25 protein-coding genes are annotated in these 25,154 nt (G+C 51.5%); 13 read left to right on the top strand and 12 right to left on the bottom strand.

Translation table 11 applies throughout. The features are described 5' to 3' along the window. Positions 1-88 precede the first annotated feature (88 nt). From waaO to rfaQ, 4 genes are all read right to left on the bottom strand, one after another. Positions 89-1,099 carry a lipopolysaccharide 3-alpha-galactosyltransferase gene (gene waaO, locus WHR59_RS00575; RefSeq protein WP_140389866.1) on the bottom strand — a complete coding sequence of 337 codons (1,011 nt, stop codon included), beginning with the start codon at positions 1,097-1,099 and terminating at the stop codon, positions 89-91. 74 nt (positions 1,100-1,173) lie between these two features. Further along, positions 1,174-1,971 carry a lipopolysaccharide core heptose(I) kinase RfaP gene (gene rfaP / locus WHR59_RS00570; RefSeq protein ID WP_043018738.1) on the bottom strand — a complete coding sequence of 266 codons (798 nt, stop codon included), beginning with the start codon at positions 1,969-1,971 and terminating at the stop codon, positions 1,174-1,176. Further along, positions 1,964-3,088, bottom strand: coding sequence for a glycosyltransferase family 4 protein (locus tag WHR59_RS00565; protein WP_193145690.1), 1,125 nt, complete (start codon positions 3,086-3,088; stop codon positions 1,964-1,966). The genes rfaP and WHR59_RS00565 overlap by 8 nt, the downstream gene beginning before the upstream one ends. Then, positions 3,085-4,155 (bottom strand): lipopolysaccharide core heptosyltransferase RfaQ, encoded by a 1,071-nt coding sequence (rfaQ, locus tag WHR59_RS00560; RefSeq protein WP_072033413.1) that lies wholly within the window; start codon positions 4,153-4,155, stop codon positions 3,085-3,087. Before rfaQ ends, WHR59_RS00565 begins: the two co-directional genes overlap by 4 nt. Positions 4,156-4,553: 398 nt before the next feature. On the opposite strand from rfaQ, the gene waaA reads away from it, so the two are divergent. After that, entirely contained in the window at positions 4,554-5,831 is a 1,278-nt protein-coding gene (gene waaA / locus WHR59_RS00555) for a lipid IV(A) 3-deoxy-D-manno-octulosonic acid transferase (protein ID WP_043018741.1), read from the top strand. An 8-nt stretch (positions 5,832-5,839) separates the two neighbouring features. Continuing rightward, positions 5,840-6,319 (top strand): pantetheine-phosphate adenylyltransferase, encoded by a 480-nt coding sequence (coaD, locus tag WHR59_RS00550; protein WP_080625955.1) that lies wholly within the window; start codon positions 5,840-5,842, stop codon positions 6,317-6,319. A 47-nt stretch (positions 6,320-6,366) separates the two neighbouring features. Here coaD and mutM read toward each other — a convergent pair whose 3' ends face one another. The 4 genes from mutM to radC all read right to left on the bottom strand — a co-directional run bounded on the left by mutM (position 6,367) and on the right by radC (position 8,583). Then, a complete protein-coding gene (gene mutM, locus WHR59_RS00545) occupies positions 6,367-7,176 on the bottom strand; it encodes a bifunctional DNA-formamidopyrimidine glycosylase/DNA-(apurinic or apyrimidinic site) lyase (protein WP_043018743.1) in 810 nt (269 codons plus the stop codon). A gap of 98 nt (positions 7,177-7,274) precedes the next feature. Beyond that, positions 7,275-7,442: a 50S ribosomal protein L33 gene (rpmG, locus tag WHR59_RS00540; protein WP_003024094.1), complete on the bottom strand. Its 168-nt coding sequence runs from the start codon at positions 7,440-7,442 to the stop codon at positions 7,275-7,277. A gap of 20 nt (positions 7,443-7,462) precedes the next feature. Continuing rightward, positions 7,463-7,699, bottom strand: a complete 237-nt coding sequence (gene rpmB, locus WHR59_RS00535) for a 50S ribosomal protein L28 (protein WP_003024071.1) — start codon at positions 7,697-7,699, stop codon at positions 7,463-7,465. A 218-nt stretch (positions 7,700-7,917) separates the two neighbouring features. After that, the gene (gene radC, locus WHR59_RS00530) at positions 7,918-8,583 is read right to left on the bottom strand and encodes a RadC family protein (RefSeq protein WP_043018744.1); all 666 of its coding nucleotides are present in this window, start codon (positions 8,581-8,583) and stop codon (positions 7,918-7,920) included. A 172-nt stretch (positions 8,584-8,755) separates the two neighbouring features. Here radC and coaBC point away from each other — a divergent pair, with 172 nt between their 5' ends. The 3 genes from coaBC to slmA all read left to right on the top strand — a co-directional run bounded on the left by coaBC (position 8,756) and on the right by slmA (position 11,125). After that, on the top strand, positions 8,756-9,976 hold the full coding sequence (gene coaBC / locus WHR59_RS00525; RefSeq protein ID WP_087052877.1) for a bifunctional phosphopantothenoylcysteine decarboxylase/phosphopantothenate--cysteine ligase CoaBC: 1,221 nt from the start codon (positions 8,756-8,758) through the stop codon (positions 9,974-9,976). Further along, positions 9,954-10,412, top strand: a complete 459-nt coding sequence (dut, locus tag WHR59_RS00520; RefSeq protein ID WP_003827259.1) for a dUTP diphosphatase — start codon at positions 9,954-9,956, stop codon at positions 10,410-10,412. The genes coaBC and dut overlap by 23 nt, the downstream gene beginning before the upstream one ends. Before the next feature lie 116 nt (positions 10,413-10,528). After that, the gene (gene slmA, locus WHR59_RS00515; protein WP_003827257.1) at positions 10,529-11,125 is read left to right on the top strand and encodes a nucleoid occlusion factor SlmA; all 597 of its coding nucleotides are present in this window, start codon (positions 10,529-10,531) and stop codon (positions 11,123-11,125) included. A 66-nt stretch (positions 11,126-11,191) separates the two neighbouring features. Here the strand turns inward: slmA and pyrE are convergent, their stop codons facing one another. Together pyrE and rph are read right to left on the bottom strand one after the other, a co-directional pair. After that, positions 11,192-11,833: an orotate phosphoribosyltransferase gene (gene pyrE, locus WHR59_RS00510; RefSeq protein WP_043018746.1), complete on the bottom strand. Its 642-nt coding sequence runs from the start codon at positions 11,831-11,833 to the stop codon at positions 11,192-11,194. Between the two features lie 65 nt (positions 11,834-11,898). Continuing rightward, positions 11,899-12,615: a ribonuclease PH gene (rph, locus tag WHR59_RS00505; protein WP_003024054.1), complete on the bottom strand. Its 717-nt coding sequence runs from the start codon at positions 12,613-12,615 to the stop codon at positions 11,899-11,901. 125 nt (positions 12,616-12,740) lie between these two features. On the opposite strand from rph, the gene WHR59_RS00500 reads away from it, so the two are divergent. Both WHR59_RS00500 and WHR59_RS00495 read left to right on the top strand, forming a co-directional pair. Beyond that, positions 12,741-13,604, top strand: a complete 864-nt coding sequence (locus tag WHR59_RS00500; protein WP_003024052.1) for a YicC/YloC family endoribonuclease — start codon at positions 12,741-12,743, stop codon at positions 13,602-13,604. 258 nt (positions 13,605-13,862) lie between these two features. Further along, entirely contained in the window at positions 13,863-14,480 is a 618-nt protein-coding gene (locus tag WHR59_RS00495) for a trimeric intracellular cation channel family protein (protein WP_003024049.1), read from the top strand. Here WHR59_RS00495 and ligB read toward each other — a convergent pair. Next, a complete protein-coding gene (ligB, locus tag WHR59_RS00490) occupies positions 14,477-16,156 on the bottom strand; it encodes an NAD-dependent DNA ligase LigB (protein ID WP_181230960.1) in 1,680 nt (559 codons plus the stop codon). The genes WHR59_RS00495 and ligB overlap by 4 nt on opposite strands. A gap of 261 nt (positions 16,157-16,417) precedes the next feature. Between ligB and gmk the strand changes: the two genes are divergently transcribed. From gmk to recG, 5 genes are read left to right on the top strand one after another with little or no spacing between them, the layout of a single operon-like run. Beyond that, on the top strand, positions 16,418-17,041 hold the full coding sequence (gmk, locus tag WHR59_RS00485; RefSeq protein WP_019078035.1) for a guanylate kinase: 624 nt from the start codon (positions 16,418-16,420) through the stop codon (positions 17,039-17,041). A gap of 54 nt (positions 17,042-17,095) precedes the next feature. Beyond that, positions 17,096-17,371, top strand: a complete 276-nt coding sequence (rpoZ, locus tag WHR59_RS00480; protein ID WP_000135058.1) for a DNA-directed RNA polymerase subunit omega — start codon at positions 17,096-17,098, stop codon at positions 17,369-17,371. A gap of 18 nt (positions 17,372-17,389) precedes the next feature. Continuing rightward, positions 17,390-19,504 carry a bifunctional GTP diphosphokinase/guanosine-3',5'-bis pyrophosphate 3'-pyrophosphohydrolase gene (spoT, locus tag WHR59_RS00475; RefSeq protein ID WP_032950538.1) on the top strand — a complete coding sequence of 705 codons (2,115 nt, stop codon included), beginning with the start codon at positions 17,390-17,392 and terminating at the stop codon, positions 19,502-19,504. Positions 19,505-19,508: 4 nt separating this feature from the next. Next, complete coding sequence (trmH, locus tag WHR59_RS00470) at positions 19,509-20,198, top strand: tRNA (guanosine(18)-2'-O)-methyltransferase TrmH (RefSeq protein WP_043018748.1); 690 nt, start codon at positions 19,509-19,511, stop codon at positions 20,196-20,198. 5 nt (positions 20,199-20,203) lie between these two features. After that, positions 20,204-22,285, top strand: coding sequence for an ATP-dependent DNA helicase RecG (gene recG / locus WHR59_RS00465; protein WP_338843517.1), 2,082 nt, complete (start codon positions 20,204-20,206; stop codon positions 22,283-22,285). Positions 22,286-22,327: 42 nt separating this feature from the next. Here recG and gltS read toward each other — a convergent pair whose 3' ends face one another. After that, positions 22,328-23,533, bottom strand: coding sequence for a sodium/glutamate symporter (gene gltS, locus WHR59_RS00460; protein ID WP_087050748.1), 1,206 nt, complete (start codon positions 23,531-23,533; stop codon positions 22,328-22,330). A 225-nt stretch (positions 23,534-23,758) separates the two neighbouring features. Here gltS and xanP point away from each other — a divergent pair, with 225 nt between their 5' ends. After that, positions 23,759-25,150: a xanthine/proton symporter XanP gene (xanP, locus tag WHR59_RS00455; RefSeq protein ID WP_003024026.1), complete on the top strand. Its 1,392-nt coding sequence runs from the start codon at positions 23,759-23,761 to the stop codon at positions 25,148-25,150. The last annotated feature ends 4 nt before the right edge of the window (positions 25,151-25,154 follow it).

The following is a 25,154-nucleotide window of genomic DNA, read 5'->3' as shown; positions in this document are numbered from 1 at the left end:
TAATTACCTTTAATTATTTCAGCTATATTTTTCAGCGGCCAAGTTCTGCATAGTTATGGATGATTTTAGTAATGCACTTAACCAGCAGTTAACCTTTCAACTTGGTCAGATAATAATTAAAGTAGCTATACAGTCCCTGAACGTATAACCCTTGTTTAAATTTATGCTTTGCACAATATCTGAATTGGTTACTATTGGTCGGTTTGAGAAGCGCGACTGAATGCCAGGGCGAGGCCTCTTTCGCAACTAAAAAACTCTTCGATACCGGATAGTTGGACCACTCATGCCAGGGTTTAGTCGGTCCTACATAATGAATGAAGACAGTTTCATTATTAACAGGGTTGACTACTTTATCTTTCAGTTCATAATTAATGCTAAAGCGAGTATTGTATTTACCATTGATAAAAGTTACTTTTCCGGCTAACAACACATTAAGGACATCTTGATCAAGATGAGTTATTCTTTCCACCCATTCTGGAATACGCAACATTTCGATGGCTCGGGAAGAGATATTATTACTGTGCCATGCGTTGATATTGATAAGTAAGAATCCAGCATTAAAGTATCCGGCAGTTAATTCTGGAGTGGCCAGAGTTACAGAACGATTATGCCACCATTCGGAATCTCTTTCCGTTACAACGACAGCGATCTCATCTGCGGAAAACTTATAATCGACCAGTTCTCGTACACAACCCTGGCAAGCAATATCAGCATCAAGGTATAATAATTTATCTACCTTATTATAGAAATAATCTGCAATAACAAAACGGAAGTATGTTGCATAAGTCCAATTTTTGGTACTAGGTAAGTCTTTTAATTTATTGCAATCAATTAGGTAGACTTTGATACAGGATTGATATTGTTTAGCCAGATCGGAGAATCTGGCTTTATCACTCTCATCGAAATAATCAGTAAATATATGAAATGTGAAATCGATTTTTTTATTCGACAATAATATAGAGGCTATTGAAACGCCGCAGCCAAATAAAAAATTCCTGTCAATACCATAACCGATATTAAAACACTCTGCAGAAGTATTTTCCCGAAAATCGTACTCAAAAACAGAAAGGATAACTTCTTTATCACTAAATTGAGACATTTGACTCTTACCAATTTTTGAGAAATAAACCACGTTCTCACATGCCCTATTCCAAATAGTTCAGGATAAATTAATCACAGAGATTTACGAATTGTTCTTTCGCGTATTTTATTAGCTTTAACCTGTGCTTCATTGAACAAATCAGCCTCCTGGCTTAGGATGCTTTTCAATGGCAATTCGCAATAGACGCGTAGAAATCTATATATATCACGCTGTGTTAATCCAATATTCATGGATGAAAAATAGAGACCAATCAAGTCTTTGTCACGCCAGCGTCGGGGAACGGTCGACCGAATCTGAGCACGGTGCAAATCAATCACTGAAATCTTGAGATCGTCCTCATGCCCAGAAAAAGGAAGATGTAATAAAAAGTGGCAAATATAGCAATCGCGATGATTGATACCTCCAGCATGCATCTTACGCACCATGGTGGCAACACGATCAATAATCATACGCTTCACTTTCACATCGGGAGAATTTGTGGCCCATTCCGCACAGTAATCTTCCAGGCTGATGGTTGGAGTGAGATCCTCAGTAATAATAAACGAGGTTTTAGTCAGTGGATTCAATCCTTTCTCACCAAATCCCACCCCTGTCATTGTATCCACGCCCAATTGACTCAGGCGATGAATAGCATTCCATTCTCTATCAGCACCTAATACTGGCATGCGTAATGAAAGTAGATTTTTAACAATCTCCTTCAGAGAAGTGCCTCTGTGCCATTTTAAAAAATAGCTTTTGCCCGCTAGTTCAAATCGTAGCGTACGGCGAGTTTCCAGCTCTCTGAATACTTCACCTTGTAAATTTTTAACTTCTTCAAATGCATCTTTCCCGCGCCATAATGTGGCTAACGGTTCTTTTAATTCAACCATCTAAACCACCCGTAATCATATCCGCTGCTTTCTCCGGTAGGCTGTATAAATCTTGCGTATCCGCATAGTTTCGCGCATTTTCCCTCCACTCAGAACACAATGAAGGCTCTACCAGCGCTTTACGTAAGACTTCATTCAGCGTTTCTTGCCGGAATGGTTCTGCAATTGCCATACCACAGTTAGCATCAACAATATAATGCGCGTAACCGCATACAGCTGTGGTCAAAACCGGCAGCCCTGCAGTGATTGCCTCTAGTAGCACAATGCCTGCCGCCTCCTGATAAGCCGGATGCATCAATAAATCAGCCGCAGCCATTAATTCTGCAACATCATTACGGCCTGAATAGAAATGGACATTACTGCGTACGCCAAGTTTTTCCGCCAACGCCTCAAATTTTCTCGGTTTGTCTTGTCCAACAACAAACAGTAGCGTATTGGTTCGAAGAGTTTCTGGTAATGATGCCAACGCGCGAATTGAACGATCCACACCTTTACGAGTGAAATCAGAGCCTACCTGTAATAAAAGATTTTGTTGCTCTGTTATACCGTTTTTCTGGCGAAAAACTTCATGGCTATTCGGGATCTGCTGACTATACTTTCTGTCCGGATAAATCCCGGGAGGAAGAATATGAAATCGCTCAGCTTCTGTCTGATAATGCTTCTGAAAATCAGCAATCTGCTTATCAGTTAGCATTAATAGCTGCGTCGATTTACCCTGCTCAAACGTCGCACGCTCAAACGCTGCATAGTGCCGATATCGTGAAGTTAACCGATAGAGGAAACCTTTTTCTTGCGCCACTTTCTCGGCATAGCAAACGTCAGCAGCATAGTAGATATCCAGGCCCGGCATTTTATTAAAACCAACAACCCGATCGACAGGATGCTGAAGTAAATGTGCCTGGACCCAGGAATAATACTCCGCATTGCGGCCATGGTTTGTCCGGGACTTTACCGGTACAAGAATTAATTCAAAAACGTCAGGACACTCACCTTCCCAGGACTGCGTGTAGACACGAACATGGTGACCTCGTGCCGCTACAGTTTGCGCAATGCGCATAAAATCACGCTGTAACCCACCGAATGGGAAGTATTTATACAAACAGAAAGCAACAATCATACGGGACTCCCCGCTTGTGGCGGCACAAGTCTACCGGGTAATAGTTTATCGACAGCAGCAATAACATCGTCAGCGGGAATCACCGAAAGATACATTTCATTGCGATCGCGCTGCTCACGTGGTGGCATCGGACGGTAATCACCAGCCCAAAATTGAATCATCTGCTTTGACCATGGTCGCCAAAAATTATGATCCGTTGCGCCAAACAGGCATATCAATGGTGTATCAACCGCAGCAGCAATGTGCCCGGGAGCAGAGTCCACCCCAATAAACAACTGGGCATGATCGATGACTGCTCCTAGCTCTGGGAAGCTCATCTTTCCGGCCAACGCAGTAACGGGCTTTTCTTTGCAACCTTGTGCAATTTCATTCACGCAAGCCAGATCGTCTGCGCCTGGGCCAGAGGTCAGAACTACCTCCAGACCACGCTGGTGTAAGGCGTCAATTACCTGTGAAAACTTTTCGTTATTCCAGCACTTGAAGCGTTGACGTGCCGTCGGTTGAATAACAACGTATTCATCACCAACCCCAGCCCGATTTAATTCTGTGCGCATACGTTCCCAACTATCCGGAGGATAGCTCATTGTGGTATGCGTAACAGTCGAGTTAAGTTTCAACGGGGCCAGCACAGACAGATTACTTTCCACCACATTTTCTCCGCTCAGCGGAGCCAGACATGTAAAACTATTTTTCCAAAAAGAAGATTGCCGATGAGCATAATCCTGAGAGATTTTAATCGGCGCATTCAGTAGCCGCATCAATATCGCGACGATCCACTGGTCGGTAAGGTTTACAACTAAATCATACCCATTTGCGCGTAACGTTGTGGCCAGGTGCATGAAATTAGTAATTTTGTCGGTTACTTTTGTCTTTTTATTTTTAATACCATAAAGGGCATTAATTTCTGGGTTTTCCGACAAAATTGGGATGGTATCCTGATAAAGAAGCACGTCGATTTTCGCTTCAGGATAGTTCTGCTTTAGCGTACTAATGACAGGAGTTGTTAACAACATATCTCCGTGAAAACGCATTTTTATGACCAGAATTCTATTAATTGGCTTATCCACAAGCGGCTCTTTTATCGTGAGTGTCCGGTAAAGTTAAGCAGAAAAAAGCACGCTACCGCCCCAGGCTCAACAGCTACCTGATTACTGATATCGCACTGATTTTTTTACGCGCTAGTGTATCACTTCTTTCGCCATGTTCCGACTCGAATAATTCTTGCACAACCAATATCATTAAGCCATATAAATCAATAAATTACCATGTCAAGACCTTTTGATTTTAAGCTCTCTGGCTCGACTAAACCTGAAAATATCAACAGATATCGTAAAGATGCAAAAGATGTTTGCACCCAAGGTAATCCCCGCCTGAGACGCTATTTAATTTAAAAATAGGAAAAGTATTGGTAAAGCCACAACTAAATACATAGAATCCCCAGCACATTCATAAGTCAGCTACCATTATGCTCGAATTGCTTTACACCGCCCTTTTCTACCTTATTCAGCCTCTGATCTGGATACGGCTTTGGGTGCGCGGACGTAAGGCTCCGGCCTACCGTAAACGCTGGGGTGAACGCTACGGCTTTTACCGCCGTCCGCTTAAACCAGGCGGCATCATGCTTCATTCGGTTTCAGTAGGCGAAACGCTGGCAGCTATCCCATTAGTCCGCGCTCTGCGACATCGTTATCCCGATTTGCCGATCACGGTAACCACCATGACGCCAACCGGTTCCGAGCGCGTACAATCCGCTTTTGGCACTGACGTTCAACACATTTATCTGCCGTACGATTTACCGGATGCCCTGAACCGTTTTCTGAATAAAGTTGACCCCAAGCTGGTGTTAATTATGGAAACAGAGTTGTGGCCAAATCTGATCGCGGCGCTCCATAAGCGCCACATCCCGCTGGTCATTGCCAACGCACGTCTTTCAGCTCGTTCAGCTGCTGGCTACGCTAAATTAGGGAAATTTGTTGGCAGGCTGCTCCGTCGTATCACCTTGATTGCCGCCCAGAACGAAGAAGATGGCGCACGTTTTATTGCGCTTGGCGCCAGAAGCAATCAGGTCACCGTCACCGGCAGCCTGAAGTTTGATATTTCCGTCACGCCGCAACTGGCCGCAAAAGCAGTCACATTACGTCGTCAATGGGCGCCTCACCGCCCGGTATGGATTGCAACCAGCACCCACGACGGCGAAGAAAGCATTATCATTGCCGCCCATCAGGCGTTATTAAATCAGTTCCCGAATCTTTTACTGATTCTGGTTCCCAGACATCCGGAACGCTTCCCGGATGCTATTAACCTCGTACGCCAGGCTGGGCTAAGCTATACCACACGCTCTTCGGGCGAAGTTCCGTCATCGGGTACTCAGGTTGTGATCGGCGACACTATGGGCGAGCTGATGCTACTGTACGGCATTGCCGACCTCGCTTTTGTCGGCGGTTCACTGGTTGAACGTGGTGGACACAATCCACTGGAAGCCGCGGCACACGCCATTCCTGTATTAATGGGACCGCATACTTTTAATTTTAAAGATATTTGCGCCCGCCTCGAACAGGCAAGCGGATTGATCACCGTCACCGACGCAACTACGCTGGTGAAAGAGGTCTCTTCTTTACTGACCGATGCAGATTATCGTAATTTTTATGGCCGTCACGCAGTTGAAGTTCTGTATCAAAATCAGGGCGCGCTACAGCGTCTGCTGCAGCTGCTGGAACCTTATCTGCCACCCAAAACGCATTGAGGCAAGTCATGCAAAAACGGGCGATTTATCCAGGAACCTTTGATCCCATTACTAACGGCCACCTCGATATTGTGACGCGTGCAACAAGCATGTTCGATCACGTAATCCTGGCCATTGCCGCAAGTCCCAGTAAACAGCCGATGTTTACTCTGGAAGAGCGCGTTGAGCTGGCGCAACAGGCAACGGCGCATCTTGGCAATGTCGAAGTTCTGGGATTCAGCGATTTGATGGCAAATTTTGCCCGCGATAATCAGGCTAATATTCTGATCCGTGGTCTGCGTGCGGTAGCCGATTTTGAATATGAAATGCAGCTGGCCCATATGAACCGTCACCTGATGCCACAACTGGAAAGCGTCTTTTTGATGCCGTCTAAAGAGTGGTCATTTATCTCATCGTCGCTGGTGAAAGAAGTTGCCCGCCATCAGGGTGACGTGACGCATTTTCTGCCGAAAAACGTCCATCAGGCATTATTGGGTAAACTGAAGTAATACGTCTGGCCGGATGAGACGTATGCGACCTCCGGCCAATAACGGTGTTATTTCTGACAGCGACGGCAGTAGAACGTTGTGCGCTGGGCGTGTTTTGTCGCAATGATTGGCGCGCCGCACGCGCGACAGGGTTCACCTTCTCTCCCATAGACTTGCAGCTCCTGGGCAAAATAGCCCGGCTTACCGTCACTTTGCAGGAAATCCTTCAGCGTGGTGCCCCCCTGCTCAATAGAACGCAGCAAAACCGCCTTGATGACGCGCACCAGCAGTTCACACTCGTCCTGCGACAAAGATGACGCCAGACGGTCAGGATGGATGCCAGCCGCAAACAGCGACTCGCTGGCATAGATGTTACCCACCCCCACCACCAGCTTGTTATCCATCAGCCAGGGCTTAATCGCAGTTTTCTTCTTCGCACATTTCTGCTGCAAATAACCAGCGTTGAAATCATCGCTCAGCGGCTCAGGACCAAGATGAGCGAGGACATTATGCCCATCCAGCTCTTTAGCCCACAGCCATGCGCCAAAACGGCGTGGATCGGTATAGCGCAGGACTTTGCCGTTGCTCATCACCAGGTCAACGTGGTCATGCTTTTCTGCCGGAAGTTCTTCAGGGAGGATACGCAAACTACCCGACATCCCCAGATGAATGATTACCCAGCCATCCGATAGCTCCAGCAGCAGGTATTTCGCGCGCCGCTGTACGCTCAGAACGGGTTTATCACTCAGACGATAGATTTCCTCAGATACCGGCCAACGCAAACGACCGTTACGCACCGTCGCGTGCATAATCGTTGCCCCCACCAGATGCGGCTCAATACCGCGGCGGCTGGTTTCGACTTCAGGTAATTCAGGCATAGTATCTCCGGCGATGTATCAGGTCACATTAATATGGGGACGACCAGAAAACAAAAAACCCCGCCGAAGCGAGGTTTTTTATTACATCAAAGCGAGAATTATTTGATTTTCGCTTCTTTGTAGAGAACGTGCTGACGGACAACTGGATCGAATTTTTTCAGTTCCAGTTTTTCCGGCTTAGTACGTTTGTTCTTCGTAGTGGTATAGAAGTGACCAGTACCAGCAGAAGAAACCAGCTTGATTTTCTCACGAATACCTTTAGCCATGATTTATTTCCTCTTAGTACTTAGTACTTTTCGCCACGGGCACGCAGTTCAGACAGAACTGTTTCGATGCCTTTCTTATCAATAACACGCATACCTTTAGCAGATACACGCAGGGTGACAAAACGCTTCTCGCTCTCAACCCAGAAACGGTGAGAGTGCAGGTTAGGCAGGAAACGGCGTTTAGTCGCGTTCAGTGCGTGGGAACGGTTGTTACCGGTCACCGGACGCTTGCCAGTAACTTGGCAGACTCGGGACATGTCTATTCTCCAAAAATCAAATTAGCTCGAGCTTCGTATGGGGTATCGGCGCCTCGTCAGGCTTTACAGCCCGGTCATCGCATAGTTCTAAGTGAACTCTCGATTGCCAGGCCCAAATGCCAAACCCGAGATTCTCAAAGGTGGCGTAGTATACGCTGACCCGGCGTTATGCTCAAGTCCCGAACAGACAAAGATCCCGATGGATCGCGTAAAGTGCGTTAAATCCAACCGCGTTCCGCAAAAGAAACGTACTCTCCGCGCCCAATGACCAGATGATCTAGCACCCGGATATCCATGAACTGACAGCATTTCACAACACGCTCGGTGATGAGTTTATCTGCTTTGCTCGGCTCTGCACACCCCGAAGGATGATTATGTGCAAGGATCACCGCCGAAGCATTCATTTTTATCGCTTCACGGACAATTTCTCGTGGATGCACCTCAACGTGGCTTAGCGTACCGGAAAAAAGTTTGCTGTGCTTAATCACACGGTGTTGAGAATCCATAAAGATCACAAAAAAGATCTCGCGTTCCTCTTGCGAGAGCTGACTTTGCAGAAATTCGCGCGCCATTTCCGGGCTAAGTATCGCGCGCTCCTCTATCACCCGTACGTTGTAATAACGCCTTGCCAGCTCCGCTATTCCCTTCAGTTGCGCGTACTTCGCGATACCGATGCCCTGAACGTAGCTGAAATCCAAGTAATCAGCAGACAACAGGCCATACAGCGAATCAAAATGCTGAAGCATCTCTTTCGCCAGCGTAAGCACATCTTTACCCAGCATCCCGGTGCGTAAAAAAAGAGCCAGTAGCTCAACGTCGGTCAGCGAACTGGCCCCCTGCGCCAACAGCTTTTCCCGAGGCATCATACGTCCTGTATTTCCCATGCTTTTCCTCTCCTTTAGCGTGCGCATAGTGGCATAACGCCAGCGGTGAATCGACGCTCTGTTTTCACTTCTTCGTAGCGCCTCGCAAACTGGATCGCGGGCAAAAGCACGACAAATTGCGGATTGTGATAAAATATCCGCCTTCTGGTGAAACCCAACAGGAAAGATCATGATGAGCCTGGCCGGTAAAAAAATCGTACTTGGCGTCAGTGGCGGCATTGCTGCGTACAAAACCCCTGAGCTGGTACGTCGTTTACGGGAACGCGGCGCTGACGTCCGCGTGGCGATGACCGAAGCGGCAAAAGCGTTTATTACACCTCTGAGCTTACAGGCCGTTTCGGGTTATCCCGTTTCCGACAGCCTGCTTGATCCTGCAGCCGAAGCCGCGATGGGCCACATTGAGCTGGGGAAATGGGCCGATTTGGTTATCCTGGCCCCTGCTACGGCAGACCTGATTGCTCGCGTTGCCGCAGGTATGGCGAACGATCTGGTGTCAACAATCTGTCTGGCAACGCCAGCGCCTGTTGCCGTGCTACCGGCCATGAACCAGCAGATGTACCGCGCTGCCGCGACCCAGAACAACCTGGGCATCCTTGCTTCGCGAGGGTTGCTCATTTGGGGCCCTGACAGCGGTAGTCAGGCATGTGGTGATATCGGTCCTGGACGTATGCTGGACCCATTAACCATTGTGGATATGGCGGCAGAACATTTTTCACCTGTCAACTCCCTGCAACATCTCAACATCATGATTACGGCGGGCCCGACGCGTGAACCGCTTGATCCTGTGCGTTATATTTCCAACCACAGCTCCGGGAAAATGGGATTTGCTATCGCAGCCGCGGCCGCAAAGCGCGGAGCAAACGTCACGCTGGTATCGGGTCCGGTTTCGTTACCCACTCCGCCATTTGTCCAGCGCGTTGATGTGATGACCGCGCTGGAGATGGAAGCCGCCGTGCAATCTGCGGTGCAACAACAGCATATTTTTATCGGCTGCGCCGCAGTCGCTGATTATCGCGCTGACACGATCGCCCACGAAAAAATCAAAAAGCAGGCGACGCAGGGTGATGAATTAACAGTAAAAATGGTCAAAAATCCGGATATTATCGCCGGTGTTGCCGCACTGGTTGCTAACCGTCCCTTTGTCGTTGGGTTTGCCGCCGAAACAAATAATGTGGAAGAATATGCCCGGCAAAAACGCATCCGCAAAAACCTTGATGTGATCTGCGCGAACGATGTTTCGCTGTCTACTCAAGGATTTAACAGCGACAGCAACGCATTACACCTTTTTTGGCAGGATGGAGATAAAGTCTTACCGCTTGAGCGCAAAGAACTCCTGGGCCAATTATTACTCGACGAGATCGTGACCCGTTATGATGAAAAAAATCGACGTTAAGATTCTGGACCCGCGCGTAGGGCAACAATTTCCGCTTCCTACGTACGCCACCTCTGGTTCTGCCGGACTTGACCTGCGTGCTTGTCTTGATGACGCCGTAGAACTGGCGCCGGGCGCAACAACGCTGGTACCAACGGGGTTAGCTATCCATATTGCCGATCCTTCTCTGGCAGCGGTAATGCTCCCGCGTTCCGGATTGGGCCATAAGCACGGTATCGTACTGGGCAATCTGGTCGGTTTAATTGATTCCGACTACCAGGGCCAGCTGATGGTATCCGTCTGGAACCGTGGTCAGGACAGCTTCACTATCGAGCCGGGCGAGCGCATCGCGCAGATGGTATTTGTACCGGTTGTGCAGGCTGAATTTAATCTGGTGGAAGAGTTTGAAGCCACCGATCGTGGCGAAGGTGGCTTCGGCCATTCCGGGCGCAAGTAACCCGCAGAAAAGTATCCCACAGCGTAATAACGCAATAACATACCGCAAACAACAGTTTGCGGTCGCTGTGTGGATGCCTGCCTGGCAAGAGCTTATTTTCAGGGGTATTTTGTAACATGGTAGAAAAGCAAACTGCGAAAAGGAATCGTCGCGAAGAAATACTTCAGTCTCTGGCACTGATGCTTGAGTCCAGCGATGGTAGCCAACGCATCACCACAGCAAAGCTGGCAGCCTCAGTTGGCGTATCCGAAGCGGCATTGTATCGCCATTTCCCCAGCAAGACTCGCATGTTCGATAGCCTGATTGAGTTTATCGAAGATAGTCTGATTACCCGTATCAATCTGATTTTGAAAGATGAAAAGGACACTAACGCGCGCTTGCGTCTGATCGTACTGCTCATTTTAGGGTTCGGTGAGCGCAACCCTGGCCTGACGCGAATACTGACCGGACACGCGTTGATGTTCGAGCAAGATCGTCTGCAAGGCCGTATTAACCAGCTTTTTGAGCGAATTGAGGCGCAATTACGCCAGGTTCTGCGAGAAAAAAGAATGCGTGAAGGTGAAGGCTACACCGTGGATGAAACGCTGCTGGCCAGCCAGTTGTTGGCTTTCTGCGAAGGTATGCTGTCCCGGTTTGTACGTAGCGAATTTAAATATCGTCCGACGGATGATTTCGACACCCGCTGGCCGTTGGTGGCTGCTCAGTTGCAATAGCAGATTTGTTTAGTCCGGCCTACGGGGTTACGTAGGCCGGATAAGCGCAGCGCCATCCGGCAGTTCTTAAACGCCGTACGCTTCGCGATAGGCCCGTACTGCCACCAGATGCTCTGCCATCTCTGGCTTCTCTTCCAGATACGCAATCAATTCTTTCAGGGTAATGATAGAAATCACCTTGCAGCCATAATCGCGTTCCACTTCCTGAATCGCTGAAATCTCGCCGCGACCGCGTTCCTGACGATCGAGAGAAATCAGTACCCCCGCCAGCGTGGCGCCATGAGCCTGGATAATTTCCATCGACTCACGAATAGCCGTACCTGCGGTGATAACATCATCGACCAGCATGACACGCCCTTCAAGTGCGCTACCTACCAGATTACCGCCTTCGCCGTGGGTTTTCGCCTCTTTACGGTTAAAGCAGTACGGCAAATCTTTATCATGGTGCTCCGCCAGCGCAACGGCCGTTGTGGTAGCAATCGGAATACCTTTGTAGGCCGGACCAAACAGCAAATCGAACTCAATACCGGAATCCACCAGCGCTTCGGCATAAAAACGGCCTAACAGTGCCAGGTCGCGCCCGGTATTAAACAGCCCGGCGTTGAAGAAATAGGGGCTTTTGCGCCCGGATTTCAGCGTAAATTCGCCAAACTTTAGTACCTGCTTGCTAAGCGCAAACTCAATAAACTGGCGCTGATACGGTTTCATGGATTCGCTCCTCATCTCACTTTATTACAGACAAAAAAAAGGCGACTAATCAGTCGCCTTTAAAATCAATTTTCTAACGCCGCCTTCTGCGTCGCTACAATGGACTCGATCCCCCCTCGGGCCAATGCCAGTAGCGTGAGAAGTTCTTCATGGCTGAACGGCTCGCCTTCCGCCGTGCCCTGCACCTCTATAATGCGACCGTCTTCAGTCATCACCACGTTCATGTCGGTTTCTGCGGCAGAATCTTCAACGTATTCCAGGTCGCAGAGTGCTTCGCCGTTCACAATACCTACGGAGACCGCCGCGACCATCCCTTTCATTGGGTTGGTTTTCAGCTTACCGCTTGCTACCAGTTTGTTCAGCGCGTCAGCCAAAGCGACACAAGCACCGGTAATGGATGCGGTGCGCGTACCGCCATCGGCCTGAATAACATCGCAGTCCAGCGTAATCGTGAATTCGCCGAGCGTCTTCAGATCAACGGCGGCGCGCAGCGCACGAGCGATCAGACGCTGGATTTCCATGGTACGACCGCCCTGCTTACCTTTCGCCGCTTCACGGGCGTTACGGGTGTGCGTGGCGCGTGGCAGCATGCCATATTCTGCGGTGATCCAGCCCTGGCCCTGTCCTTTCAGAAAACGCGGTACGCCTTCATCAATCGAGGCGGTACACAGCACTTTGGTATCACCAAATTCGACCAGCACGGAGCCTTCAGCGTGTTTTGTATAATTACGGGTCAGGGTGACGGGACGCACCTGATTGGCACTACGACCTGCTGGACGCATGATAAATTCTCCGGCTTGAAACGAATGTGGCTGCGCATTATACGGACTTCCGACTGTTATTCCTATCCTGACAAGACGTGGATGGCTATAATCCTCCCATCTCATCTTTAAAAACAGGAACGTCTATGATCCGCAGCATGACCGCCTACGCCCGGCGTGAAATCAAGGGTGAATGGGGTAGCGCAACCTGGGAAATGCGCTCGGTAAACCAGCGTTATCTGGAAACTTATTTTCGCCTGCCGGAGCAGTTCCGTAGCCTTGAACCCGTTGTTCGCGAGCGCATCCGCACACGTCTGACGCGCGGTAAAGTCGAGTGTACGCTGCGTTTTGAGCCCGATGCCAGCGCCCAGGGCGAGCTGATTCTGAATGAAAAGCTCGCTAAACAGCTCGTGAGTGCAGCTAACTGGGTCAAAATGCAGAGTGATGAAGGTGAAATTAACCCGGTTGATATCCTGCGCTGGCCAGGCGTAATGGCTGCCCAGGAGCAAGATCTGGACGCCATTGCCGCCGAAATCCTCGCTGCGCTTGACGGTACGCTGGATGACTTCATCGTCGCGCGTGAAACCGAAGGTCAGGCGCTGAAAGCGCTGATCGAGCAGCGTCTGGAAGGCGTCAGCGCTGAAGTTACGAAAGTACGTGCACATATGCCGGAAATCCTGCAATGGCAGCGCGAGCGTCTGGTAGCCAAACTGGAAGACGCCCAGGTGCAACTGGAAAATAACCGCCTTGAGCAAGAGTTGGTGCTGATGGCGCAGCGCATCGATGTGGCAGAAGAGTTAGATCGTCTGGAAGCCCACGTCAAAGAAACCTACAACATTCTGAAGAAGAAAGAGGCGGTTGGCCGTCGTCTGGACTTCATGATGCAGGAATTCAACCGTGAGTCGAACACTCTGGCATCCAAGTCTATCAATGCCGAGGTGACGAATTCCGCGATTGAACTGAAGGTATTGATCGAGCAAATGCGCGAGCAGATCCAGAACATCGAATAAGCCAGCATTCTACGTAGCCCGCCAATAAACGGCGGGACTACGTGTTTTCCCTTCGCTTTGGTATTCTTCCCATTCATTCCGAATTATATTTTCTCATCATTTATTATCACCACCAATAACACAAAGCACATGTCACCACGTATTTTTAGCACATTCGCATTAGCTGTAGTTATTAAAATCGCTTCACCTTAGAAAATCTCAATCGTGACAATGCGCACAAATCGTTAACCTTAGCCCCCAGCAAATCAGGGGGAATACATGCTGTTACACGTTTTATATTTAATTGGTATTACTGCCGAAGCCATGACCGGTGCGCTTGCGGCTGGGCGTCGTCGTATGGATACATTTGGCGTCATTATTATTGCCACCGCGACCGCCATTGGCGGCGGCTCAGTACGCGACATTCTTCTCGGCCACTATCCGCTTGGCTGGGTAAAGCACCCTGAATACGTCATTATCGTGGCGACCGCTGCGGTACTCACCACCATTATTGCTCCCGTCATGCCCTATCTGCGTAAAATATTCCTTGTACTGGATGCGCTGGGCCTGGTGGTTTTTTCTATTATTGGCGCTCAGGTGGCGCTGGATATGGGTCATGGGCCGATTATCGCCGTAGTCGCTGCAGTCACTACCGGCGTCTTTGGTGGTGTTTTACGTGATATGTTCTGCAAACGTATCCCATTAGTATTCCAGAAAGAACTGTATGCCGGCGTTTCATTTGCCGCTGCAGTGCTGTACATCGTGCTGCAACATTATGTCTCCAGTCACGATGTAGTGGTTATCTCTACCCTGCTCTTCGGCTTCACCGCCCGACTGCTGGCGCTGCGCCTGAAGTTAGGGCTACCGGTATTTTACTATCGCCATGAAGGCCATTAAGGCATAAAGCCCGCGATCCGCTGAGCAGCTAACCAGTTGCTCAGCGCAATGATCTCTCTATTCTCCAGCCACTGCATCACCTGGCGTGCCCGCCGCTCCCCCATGAAAGGCAACTGCCGCCAGCTTTGTTCACTGCGCGCCTGTAACTGCTGCCACGAACCATCCCGACTGGCATTCAGTGTTGCCTGTGTTAACGGTATTCCCATGGCAATCACCCAGCGCGTGAACGGGAGATGGCGCGACAGGTTGAACTGATGCCACAACTTCTCCCCTTTGTTCACGCCGAAGGTGGACTGTAGCTGCGCCTGGGTTAATCCTAGCCAGGAAAAGATATGTTCAAAGCGATACGCCTGATGGAGCTCTCGCCATCCCGCCTCGCCGATACCCTCCAGCCCCAGCACTTCTTTACCGCCCAGCCAGACCAGTCTGGCAACAAACTGTTCCTGGCACTCCGCTGTGGCATAAAAACAGGTTAATGAATTGAAGCGCCCCTCAGGTGGCACCGGCTTAATACGCTGGGTACTGCGCCAGACCACCTCATCTATACGGGGGATCCCTTGTCCAGCGAGGCTTATCAGAATCTGATCGCCTGGCGCGATATCCCATTCATTCCAGCGTCGTACAGAGCCAATATTGACGCGCTGCACTCGCTTATCATCCAGCATGACGGGAGTCAGCAATGCCACCACCGCAATTTTCCCGCTTTTGCCAACGGAGAACTGAATACCCGTTACCTCAGATACCCTTGCCACAGGAGGATATTTCCACGCCGCCAGCCAGTCACCCTGTCCGGGTAGCCAATACTGTGCCCGTGGCTCTTTTGCCGTTCGCACCACTACGCCATCCGTCACAAAAGGTAATGCTGAACTCCACCACCTGGCGCGCGACTTTTCGACGTCATCCGCATTTTTCACAGCCTGAGTATAGCGTTGCGTGTAACTGAACCCGGCAGCAGTGAGTTGCTCCTGTCTTTCAGACATGAGCGCCGGACCATCAGGCCAGGCCCAGATAAAAATATCCAGCGAGCGTAATATTTCCGGGTTGCTCTGGCGCATCATCATTCCAGCAACCTTTGAGCGGGCGTTCATTCCGCCTTTCTGTTGCTGGATATGCCCCTGCTGCTGTAAAAATATCTCCCCCTGCAACGTACTGTTAGCGAGCTGTCCTGTGGTGGTGCGTGGCACGGAAGGGATCTGAAGAACCTTTTGCGTCCAGTCTTCGCCTTTCAGGCCGTTACCACGGCTAATCGCCTGTATCAGATTGCCGTTGCGATAGACCAGCGTGACCGCCACGCCGTCCACCTTTGGCTGTACCCAGAGATCGCTGCGAGTGTGCATCCATTGCTGTAACGCTTGCTTATCGGCAAGTTTACGGACTCCCGTGTGGGGAACTGGATGCGGGACGGTGCCACTTATTGGGGGCGCAGACAGATCTGGTGGGGCTTCATCGCCAAAACAGCGCTGCCATTGGATGAGTTGCGCATTGAGCTGGTCATAAACGCCGTCGTCTACAGCACTTTCACCCTGTTTCCAGTAACTGTCATTCCACTGTGTGATCTGCTGCTGTAGTCGAGAAATTTCTTCGTTTGCCCTGGCAGGAGACCAGACTGGGCATACCGCCCATGCGGGTAGACATCCCATTAGCAAAACCAGCCCTATGCCTTTCCATAATCCCATGTTACCTCCGCTGAACACTGCATTTCCCGGCAGATATAACGCGAAGTAAAAGGGAAACAGAGCGGCAAAAAATCATCCTGCGAGCACCGTTCCTGACATTTGCACAAATTGCTGCAAATCGCGGATAAAACAGGAAACTGGTACGCAAAACGCAATAAACATGCGCAAAAAGTGTGACAAGGGCTACGTCACATAGCGGCTACGTGTATAATAAGCCCGTATGTAGGCTCTCTTTCGACAATCACATACATTAAGATACTCATGGCTCAAGGCACGCTTTATATTGTTTCTGCCCCCAGTGGCGCGGGTAAATCCAGCCTGATTCAGGCTTTATTAAAGACCCAACCGTTGTATGACACCCAGGTTTCTGTTTCGCACACCACGCGCGCGCCGCGCCCGGGGGAAGTGCACGGTGAACACTATTTCTTTGTGAACCATGACGAATTCAGAACCATGATTGGCAGAGACGCGTTTCTGGAACACGCTGAGGTTTTCGGTAATTACTACGGCACCTCACGTGAGACCATTGAGCAAGTATTGGCATCCGGCGTAGACGTCTTTTTAGATATCGACTGGCAAGGTGCGCAGCAAATTCGTCAAAAAATGCCGCATGCGCGCAGTATTTTTATTTTGCCGCCATCTAAGATTGAGCTGGACCGCCGTCTGCGTGGCCGCGGTCAGGATAGCGAAGACGTGATCGCAAAACGTATGGCGCAAGCTGTTGCAGAAATGAGCCATTACGCCGAATATGATTATCTTATTGTGAATGATGACTTCGATACCGCCCTGGGCGATTTGAAAACTATCATTCGCGCCGAACGTCTGCGCATGAGCCGCCAAAAGCAGCGTCATGACGCTTTAATCAGCAAACTGTTGGCAGACTGAACCCACATTCAGTATCATGCCCAGTCATTTCTTCACCTGTGGAGCATTTTAAGTATGGCACGCGTAACTGTTCAGGACGCTGTAGAGAAAATTGGTAACCGTTTTGACCTGGTACTGGTCGCCGCGCGTCGCGCTCGTCAGATGCAGGTAGGCGGAAAGGATCCGCTCGTACCGGAAGAAAACGATAAAACTACCGTTATCGCGCTGCGCGAAATCGAAGAAGGTCTGATCAACAACCAGATCCTCGACGTGCGTGAGCGCCAGGAACAGCAAGAGCAGGAAGCCGCTGAATTACAAGCCGTTACCGCTATTGCTGAAGGTCGTCGTTAATCACAAAGCGGGTCGCCCTTGTATCTGTTTGAAAGCCTGAATCAACTGATTCAAAACTACCTGCCGGAAGACCAGATTAAGCGTCTTCGGCAGGCGTATCTCGTTGCACGTGACGCTCACGAGGGCCAGACACGTTCAAGCGGTGAACCCTATATCACGCACCCGGTAGCGGTAGCCTGCATTCTGGCCGAGATGAAACTCGACTACGAAACGCTGATGGCTGCGCTGCTGCATGACGTGATTGAAGATACTCCAGCCACCTACCAGGATATGGAACAGCTTTTTGGTAAAAGCGTTGCAGAACTGGTAGAAGGGGTATCGAAGCTTGATAAGCTTAAGTTTCGCGATAAGAAAGAGGCGCAAGCTGAAAACTTTCGCAAGATGATTATGGCGATGGTGCAGGATATCCGCGTCATTCTCATCAAACTTGCTGACCGTACCCACAACATGCGCACGCTGGGCTCATTACGCCCGGACAAACGTCGCCGCATCGCCCGTGAAACCCTCGAAATCTATAGTCCGCTGGCGCACCGTTTAGGTATTCATCACATTAAAACCGAGCTGGAAGAGCTGGGTTTTGAAGCGTTGTACCCAAACCGCTATCGCGTGATTAAAGAAGTGGTAAAAGCCGCTCGCGGCAACCGTAAAGAGATGATCCAAAAAATCCTCTCGGAAATCGAAGGGCGTTTGCAAGAGGCAGGCATTCCGTGTCGCGTAAGCGGGCGTGAGAAGCACCTGTACTCGATCTACTGCAAAATGGTGCTCAAAGAGCAGCGTTTTCACTCCATCATGGACATCTACGCGTTTCGCGTTATCGTTCATGATTCCGATACCTGCTATCGCGTACTCGGCCAGATGCACAGCCTGTACAAACCACGTCCTGGTCGCGTGAAAGACTATATCGCCATTCCGAAAGCTAACGGATATCAGTCTTTGCACACCTCAATGATCGGCCCACACGGTGTCCCGGTAGAAGTACAGATTCGTACTGAAGACATGGACCAGATGGCAGAGATGGGGGTTGCAGCGCACTGGGCTTACAAAGAGCACGGCGGCGAAAGCAGCACCACTGCGCAAATCCGCGCTCAGCGCTGGATGCAAAGCCTGCTGGAACTGCAGCAGAGCGCCGGTAGCTCGTTTGAATTTATTGAAAGCGTTAAATCTGATCTCTTCCCGGATGAGATTTATGTTTTCACACCGGAAGGGCGCATTGTCGAACTGCCTGCCGGTGCAACGCCTGTCGACTTTGCCTACGCCGTGCATACCGATATCGGCCACGCCTGCGTTGGCGCACGCGTCGACAGACAGCCTTATCCGCTTTCACAACCGCTCTTTAGCGGCCAGACCGTTGAGATTATTACCGCGCCGGGCGCACGTCCGAACGCCGCATGGCTCAACTTCGTCGTCAGTTCGAAAGCGCGCGCCAAAATTCGCCAACTGCTGAAAAACCTCAAGCGCGATGATTCCGTTAGTCTGGGTCGTCGACTGCTCAACCATGCCCTGGGCGGTAGCCGTAAACTGGCTGAGATCCCACCAGAGAGCATCCAGCGTGAGCTTGAGCGTATGAAGCTCGCCACGCTTGACGATCTGCTCGCAGAAATCGGTCTGGGTAACGCCATGAGCGTGGTGGTAGCGAAAAACCTTCAGCAGGGCGAAGCAACGACAAATGTGCCGGCGCAATCTGGTCACGGTCATCTGCCGATCAAAGGCGCAGACGGCGTGCTGATCACCTTTGCGAAATGCTGTCGTCCGATTCCAGGCGATCCAATCATTGCCCACGTCAGTCCGGGTAAAGGTCTGGTGATTCACCATGAATCCTGCCGTAATATTCGTGGCTACCAGAAAGAGCCAGAGAAGTTTATGGCGGTGGAATGGGATAAAGAGACGGAGCAGGAGTTCATTACAGAGATTAAGGTGGATATGTTTAACCACCAGGGTGCTCTGGCGAACCTGACGGCGGCAATCAACACGACCACCTCCAACATTCAAAGTCTGAATACGGAAGAGAAAGATGGCCGCGTCTATAGCGCCTTTATTCGCCTGACCGCTCGCGATCGCGTGCATCTGGCGAATATCATGCGCAAAATTCGCGTCATGCCGGACGTGATAAAAGTCACCCGAAACCGAAACTAGTCTTATGAATGAACAGCGCTATGCACGTATCCGCGAGATGCTCGCGCGTCGGCAGCCCGATCTGACCGTCTGCATGGAGCAGGTCCACAAACCTCATAACGTTTCTGCGATCATTCGTACTGCAGATGCGGTCGGCGTGCATGAAGTCCACGCCGTCTGGCCGGGTAGCCGTATGCGCACCATGGCCTCTTCTGCCGCAGGCAGCAACAGTTGGGTGCAGGTGAAAACTCACCTTACCATTGGCGATGCGGTCACACATTTAAAAAGCCAGGGCATGCAGGTTCTGGCTACTCATCTGTCAGATAACGCCGTGGATTTTCGCGAGATTGATTACACGCGGCCCACCTGCATCCTGATGGGCCAGGAGAAAACCGGCATCACTCAGGAAGCGTTGGATCTGGCTGATCAGGACATCATCATTCCCATGACTGGCATGGTGCAGTCGCTGAACGTTTCTGTCGCCTCCGCGCTAATCCTGTACGAAGCGCAGCGCCAGCGGCAAAATGCTGGCATGTACCGACGAGAAAACAGCATGCTGCCACAAGACGAGCAGCAGCGCTTACTGTTTGAAGGCGGTTATCCGGTGCTGGCGAATGTCGCTAAGCGCAAAGGTCTTCCCTACCCTCACGTCAACACGCAGGGCGAAATTGAAGCCGATGCAACGTGGTGGGCCACTATGCAATCTGCGAGATAAACGCGATGAAAGGCCGTTTACTGGATGCCATCCCACTCAACTCTCTGACCGGCGTTGGCGCAGCGCAAAGCAGTAAACTGGCGAAAATTGGCCTGCACACCGTGCAGGACCTCCTGCTCCACCTCCCTCTGCGTTACGAAGATCGTACCCATCTGTACCCCATTGGCGAATTGTTACCGGGCGTCTATGCCACCGTTGAAGGCGAAGTGCTGAACTGTAATATCACCTTCGGTGGCCGCCGGATGATGACCTGTCAGATCAGCGATGGCTCCGGCATTCTCACCATGCGCTTTTTCAATTTCAGCGCTGCGATGAAAAACAGCCTTGCCACCGGTCGCCGGGTGCTGGCCTACGGTGAAGCCAAACGCGGGAAATATGGGGCAGAAATGATTCACCCGGAATACCGCGTGCAGGGCGATCTCAGCACGCCGGAATTACAAGAAACGCTCACACCGGTGTATCCAACTACCGAAGGCGTGAAGCAGGCCACGCTGCGCAAACTGACCGATCAAGCGCTGGATCTGCTCGATACCTGCGCCATTGCCGAACTGCTGCCACCAGAGCTGTTACAGGGCATGATGAGCCTGCCGGAAGCCCTGCGCACGCTACACCGTCCACCGCCGTCACTGCAATTGAGCGATCTGGAAACCGGCCAGCATCCGGCGCAGCGACGTCTGATTCTGGAAGAGCTTCTGGCGCATAACCTCAGCATGCTGGCGCTACGCGCCGGGGCACAGCGTTTCCACGCCCAGCCGCTGAGCGCAAACAATACGCTGAAAGACCAACTGCTGGCGGCGCTACCGTTTAAACCCACCGGCGCACAGGCCCGCGTTACCGCTGAGATCGAACGCGATATGGCGCTGGATGTCCCAATGATGCGTCTGGTGCAGGGCGATGTCGGCTCCGGTAAAACCCTGGTTGCGGCTCTGGCCGCGCTGCGGGCTATCGCACATGGTAAGCAGGTGGCGCTGATGGCCCCCACCGAATTGCTGGCTGAACAGCATGCGAATAACTTCCGCAACTGGTTCGCGCCTCTGGGCGTTGAAGTGGGCTGGCTGGCAGGTAAGCAGAAAGGCAAAGCGCGCCAGTCACAGCAGGAAGCCATCGCCAGCGGCCAGGTACAGATGATTGTCGGCACGCACGCGATTTTCCAGGAGCAGGTGCAGTTCAACGGACTTGCGCTGGTTATCATCGATGAGCAGCACCGTTTTGGCGTGCATCAGCGTCTTGCGCTGTGGGAGAAAGGCCAGCAGCAGGGTTTTCACCCGCACCAGCTAATCATGACCGCCACGCCAATCCCGCGCACGTTGGCGATGACCGCCTATGCCGATCTCGACACGTCGGTCATTGACGAACTGCCTCCGGGGCGTACGCCGGTCACTACGGTGGCCATTCCGGATACCCGCCGCAGCGATATTATTGACCGCGTGCGCAACGCCTGCACCCACGAAGGGCGTCAGGCGTACTGGGTCTGTACGTTAATTGAAGAGTCTGATTTGTTAGAAGCTCAGGCGGCTGAAGCGACGTGGGAAGAGCTTAAACTGGCGTTGCCCGAACTCAATATTGGCCTGGTACACGGGCGCATGAAGCCTGCCGAGAAGCAGTCGGTAATGGCTGCTTTTAAACAGGGAGATTTGCATCTGCTCATTGCCACCACGGTGATTGAAGTGGGCGTGGACGTACCCAATGCCAGCCTGATGATTATTGAAAACCCGGAGCGCCTGGGCCTGGCGCAGTTGCACCAGCTACGTGGTCGCGTAGGTCGAGGCGCGGTGGCCTCCCATTGCGTCCTGCTCTATAAATCACCGCTGTCAAAAACTGCACAACAACGCCTGCAGGTTCTGCGAGATAGCAACGACGGATTCGTCATTGCGCAAAAAGATTTAGAGATTCGCGGCCCCGGCGAGCTGTTGGGTACACGCCAGACCGGAACGGCGGAATTCAAAGTTGCGGACTTACTGCGTGATCAAGCGATTATCCCGGAAGTTCAGCGTATTGCCCGCCATATTCATGAACGTTACCCGCAACAGGCTGTGGCGCTAATCGAGCGCTGGATGCCGGAAACCGAACGCTACTCCAACGCATAGTTGATTCTTAGCGGCGGCGGATGTGACTCCGCCGCACAGCCTTTATTGCGCGAAAATCGGCAACAGCAGATACAGCTTAATCACCAGCGCGTTGACGATATCGATAAAGAACGCCCCCACCATCGGCACCACCAGAAACGCCATATGGGACGGCCCAAAACGTTCGGTAATCGCCTGCATGTTGGCAATCGCCGTCGGCGTCGCGCCGAGGCCAAAACCGCAATGTCCGGCTGCCAGCACGGCGGCATCGTAGTTCTTACCCATCATGCGCCAGGTGACGAATATCGCGTACAGCGCCATGAAAATGGTCTGCACGACCAGGATTGCCAGCATCGGCAGAGCCAGAGAAGCCAGCTCCCACAGCTTCAGGCTCATCAGCGCCATCGCCAGGAAAAGCGACAGACTGACGTTACCCAGCACCGAAACCGCGCGCTCAAATACCCGATAAAAGCCCAGTAGCGCCAGGCCGTTACTGAGGATCACGCCAACAAACAGCACGCAAACGAAGGTCGGCAGTTCCAGCACCGTTCCCACCAGCATTTGCGCAACGATTTTACCCACCGTCAGACAGATAGCGATCAGCGCGATGGTTTCAATCAGCACCAACGAGGTGATCATGCGCCCGACGTCCGGCTTTTCAAACGCGGTCGGCACGGCCTGATCGTCAGGCATGCCGTCAGGCGTGGTGGAGTGTTTGACCAGATAGCGCGCCACCGGACCGCCAATCAATCCGCCCAGAACCAGGCCAAACGTTGCGCAAGCCATCGCCACTTCAGTTGCATTGGTGAAGCCATAACGTTCAATAAACAGCTTGCTCCATGCGGCCCCGGTTCCGTGTCCGCCAGAGAGGGTTATTGAACCAGCAATCAGCCCCATCAGCGGATCCAGGCCCAGCAGGGTCGCCATACCAATACCGATGGCGTTTTGCATCAGCAGCAGGCCAACAACCACAATCAGAAAGATTCCCACCACACGGCCACCAGCACGCAGACTGGCGATATTGGCATTCAGGCCAATGGTGGCGAAGAAGGCCAGCATCAGTGGGTCGCGCAGGGTCATGTCGAAGTTCACTTCCCAACCCATACTTTTTTTCAGTATCAGCAGCGCAATCGCTACCAGCAATCCGCCCGCTACAGGTTCGGGAATGGTGTATTTTTTCAGGAAGGAAACAGACTGGACGAGCTTACGTCCCAGCAGCAATACAAGGGTTGCCGCAACCAGCGTTGATAACGTATCGAGATAAAACATTTACAGCTCCATTAGTGCGTTTAGCACAATCACGCACGATGCATTCCAGACCGATTTTTAGCTCTTATTGAGTTTTCGGGGTGGATTTTAAGCAGAAAATCATGAAAAGTTATATAAAAATGTATGTTTATCCGTTTTAAATATTAAGAATACCTGGTAGCAAACGTTTGCATTTCTGCCCTGGTCAGATAAAATCACCGCTTTTCCACCATGGGATTGCCTCTGATGTCCGTTAACGCCGTAGAGTCAACAAATGCGCAACCGGTTGCGCAGACTCACAACAGTGAACTGATTTACCGTCTTGAAGATCGCCCCCCGCTAGCCCAGACCCTGTTTGCCGCCTGCCAGCACCTGCTGGCCATGTTCGTCGCGGTAATCACTCCTGCTCTGTTAATTTGCCAGGCGCTCGGCTTACCGGCTCAGGATACTCAACACATTATCAGTATGTCGCTGTTCGCTTCCGGCGTAGCTTCTATCATTCAGATCAAAGCCTGGGGCCCGGTCGGCTCAGGGCTGTTATCCATTCAGGGCACCAGCTTTAACTTTGTTGCGCCACTGATTATGGGCGGTACAGCGCTAAAAACCGGTGGCGCAGATGTCCCAACCATGATGGCGGCGTTGTTCGGTACGCTGATGCTGGCCAGCTGCACTGAGATGGTTATTTCACGCGTACTGCATCTGGCGCGTCGTATCATTACCCCGCTGGTCTCAGGCGTGGTGGTGATGATTATCGGCCTGTCGCTGATTCAGGTCGGTCTGACGTCGATTGGCGGCGGCTATGCCGCAATGAGCGACAACACCTTTGGCGCACCGAAGAATTTACTGTTGGCAGGCGTCGTGCTGGCGCTAATTATTCTGCTTAACCGCCAGCGCAACCCGTACCTGCGCGTTGCGTCACTGGTGATTGCAATGGCGGCGGGTTACCTGCTGGCCTGGTTTATGGACATGCTGCCGCAAAATACCGCGCCGGTAAGCCAGGATCTGCTGATGGTGCCAACGCCGCTGTATTATGGCCTGGGTATCGACTGGAGTTTACTGCTGCCGCTGATGCTGGTCTTTATGATCACCTCGCTGGAAACCATCGGTGATATTACGGCCACCTCCGACGTCTCCGAGCAGCCGGTTTCTGGTCCGCTGTACATGAAACGCCTGAAAGGCGGCGTGCTGGCGAATGGCCTGAACTCGTTTGTTTCCGCCGTGTTCAACACCTTTCCTAACTCCTGTTTTGGCCAGAACAACGGGGTTATTCAATTAACAGGCGTTGCCAGTCGCTATGTCGGTTTTGTGGTGGCGCTGATGCTGATCGCGCTGGGTTTGTTCCCGGCGGTCAGCGGTTTTGTACAGCATATTCCTGAGCCGGTACTCGGCGGCGCAACGCTGGTGATGTTCGGTACGATCGCGGCATCCGGCGTGCGTATCGTGTCCCGCGAGCCACTGAACCGCCGTGCGATTCTGATTATCGCCCTGTCGCTGGCCGTCGGCCTGGGCGTTTCCCAGCAGCCGCTGATCCTGCAGTTCGCTCCGGACTGGGTGAAAAACCTGCTCTCTTCCGGCATTGCCGCAGGCGGTATCACCGCTATCGTTCTGAACCTGGTATTCCCGCCAGAGAAGCAATAAGCAA

This window comes from Citrobacter europaeus (assembly GCF_037482245.1).
Lineage (GTDB): Bacteria > Pseudomonadota > Gammaproteobacteria > Enterobacterales > Enterobacteriaceae > Citrobacter > Citrobacter europaeus.
The sequence above is the reverse complement of the archived record's forward strand: the minus strand, read 5'-3'. Positions and strand labels throughout refer to the sequence as shown.